Genomic DNA, 2,718 nt, shown 5'->3' with positions numbered 1-2,718 from the left:
GTGTTATGCGCTGACGATTCATATCCGTTTTTTGATAAAAGCTCATAAACTTTATTAGTTGCATTGGCAAGATCGGTGTAATCATCTATTGTTAATGGTATTGTTGCTTTTATCATTTTACCTTTTAGCTTCTTTTCCCCAATGCCTTCGAAATTCCAGGTAAACTTGGTATCAACTGGTTTTGAAAAAGTTATTCCTTGTATTGTACCTAATGAGGTTATAAGTTCGTCAATTTTCTGTTCATTTGTTCTTAATCTTTGATACTGTTGTTTACCACCATCAAATGATAAGATGCCATTTTTTATTTTTGCATCTTTAAATATTACGGTTTCACCGGTACTCAGATTAAGTATGAGGTCTTTGCCTTTAATTGACCACGTGCCATCGGTAAAAAGCCTGCCTCCTAAAAATGCTGAAAACCTGTGTTCACCGTCTTCAATTGAAAAATTTACTTCCTGATAATCACCTTTAATTGCCTCCCAATCCCCAAGAATGTCTTTGTCCTGGATTGTTGGTTTAGTGCAACTTGAAATCAATAAAGGTACTATCATAACGGCACAAATAAATTTGATAAAAATCCTTTCCATATTAGAAACCCTCCACAATTGATATACTAAATAGTGATATTCAGTTATCTAATATTTACAATAAAAAAATTGATATTTGAAAGATACTATTATACCTTGATTTTAACGATAATTTTTTAACAAAATATTATGTAATAAAGTATTTCATTTACGATTGTAAATTTAATAAGAGGTTCGCTATGAAAAGAATGATAATTATTTCATTATTAGCAGTTCTTTTAATACTCAGTGTTGTTTTAATAGTTAAAGTTAAAACGATTAGTTCGGGGAATGAATATAAGCCGTCCAAAGAAAAATTTAGTGAATTAAATAAAAAAAAAATTATTTTGAAAGGAAATAGATACTATTTTGGCAAAGCGTGGAAGGAATATAATAATGGCAGTTACATTGTTTGTATTTCAGGATCCCCATATGAAATGGGTTTTCAACATGGTGTATTATTAAAAGAGGAAATACATAATGGTGTTGTACCTGTATTCGGTTATCCTGTTAAACATATGCTTGATTATAAAAATAAATCTGAATTTGTGCAAGATATTATACAGTTAATATTAGATTTTTTAATATTTGGACCTTTAGAAAAAAATACTCCAGTTGAGTACCTACAAGAATTAAAAGGGATAGCTGACGGCAGTGGAATAGATTATAAAGTTTTATTTAGGGCAACCTTTAAATCTGAATTTACAATGATTATGCTACCTAAATTAGTAATGTCTAAAGTCAAAACATTGAAAATATCTGGTGAATGCACCAGTATAGCAGTTTTTGGAAATGCAACACAAAATGGAATGTTCATCATCGGGAGAAATACTGATTATGCAGGTCAAGGCAAATGGATACCATATCAGACAATTTTTATTTATAAACCTGAAAAAGGTATTCGGTATGTTAATGTGTCAACTGCTGGTTTAATTAAATGTAATACAGCAATTAATGAAAAAGGAATTTTTATCGGTGGTCATTTTATGGGTTTTGAACATACAAGTTATAAGGGCATGTCATTTACAGTGCTACAACATGAAATTATGAGAAAAGCTACAACAATTGATGATGTGTTATCAATCATCAAGAGCAAACCATGTGCTGGTTCTTTTGGTTATTTAATTGCTGATAGTAAAAATAAACAGGCAGTAATTATTGAAGCTAATAATAGGACAGTGGGAATTCATAGAATGCATGGCAATAAATTAATTCTAACAAATTTTGCCCTCACTGATGAGTTAAAAAAATATGATTTGTTAACAAAATATAATATGATTACTCGTGATTTAGTGGGGAGGTATAATCGATTAGAACATCTTGTACAGTCGAACTTTGGGAATATAACACCTGCAAAAGTAGCACAATTTATGGGTGATAGAATTGATTGGGTAACTGGTTCTGAACGTGCAACTGGTATTACAATTGGTGCTGCTAATAATGTTACATCAGCAATAATAGTACCTAATGATGGATTGATATGGATAGCTTCAAACACTGAACCTGCATGTGATGGTGAATATATAGGTTATGATATTGTATCTTTTTTTGATGATCGATGTAAAAATATAGGTATGCTACGACCTTACTCATGGAAACAAGAATATAAAAAAAGAGGATTATTTTATTTTATGAAAGCTTATTGTGGATTTGAAGAAAATCCAGGTAATATTTCTGTAATTATTAATCATTTATACAAAGCAATTGAACATGACCCTTCCGAATCAATTTACTATAGAGTGTTGGCATCTGTTCTAATACATGATAAAAAATATAAAAAGGCATCCGAGATAATTACAAAGTGTATCAATTTTAAACAAAGTAATAATGAACAAGCATATACATTTTTATTGGCAGGGCAAAGTTTTGATTTAATGTATGAGCGAAATAAAGCGATTGAATGTTATTCCAATGTCATCAAATTATATAAAAAATATGGGAATGATGTTAAAACTGGAATAAATGCCATAATCGTTGGATATGCAAAACGATATATAGAAAATCCTTTCAATGAAAAACAATTATCTGAAATACCAATTTCATTTCATTGTGAATCAGGCTTGGAATAAAATTTCAGATATCGCTGGCGCATTCCTGCATTGTTAATGTACATCCATGCAGTGTAATGTGATGATGATTCTACTGTAACATT

2 protein-coding genes are annotated in these 2,718 nt (G+C 30.2%); one reads left to right on the top strand and one right to left on the bottom strand.

Translation table 11 applies throughout. The annotated features are described in order from the left end of the window. On the bottom strand, positions 1–587 hold a 587-nt coding region (locus N3F66_14880; GenBank protein MCX8125431.1), incomplete at its 3' end, for a hypothetical protein. Between the two features lie 179 nt (positions 588–766). Here N3F66_14880 and N3F66_14875 point away from each other — a divergent pair. Beyond that, complete coding sequence (locus tag N3F66_14875) at positions 767–2,635, top strand: C45 family autoproteolytic acyltransferase/hydrolase (GenBank protein MCX8125430.1); 1,869 nt, start codon at positions 767–769, stop codon at positions 2,633–2,635. The last annotated feature ends 83 nt before the right edge of the window (positions 2,636–2,718 follow it).

This window comes from Spirochaetota bacterium, assembly GCA_026414805.1.
Lineage (GTDB): Bacteria > Spirochaetota > UBA4802 > UBA4802 > UB4802 > UBA4802.
Note: the sequence above shows the minus strand (reverse complement) of the source record. Positions and strands in the feature narration are given on the sequence as shown.

Bases quoted from the DNA above. Each gene is read 5' to 3' on its own strand.
- N3F66_14875 (MCX8125430.1), top strand. From the start codon at position 767: ATGAAAAGAATGATAATTATTTCATTATTAGCAGTTCTTTTAATACTC.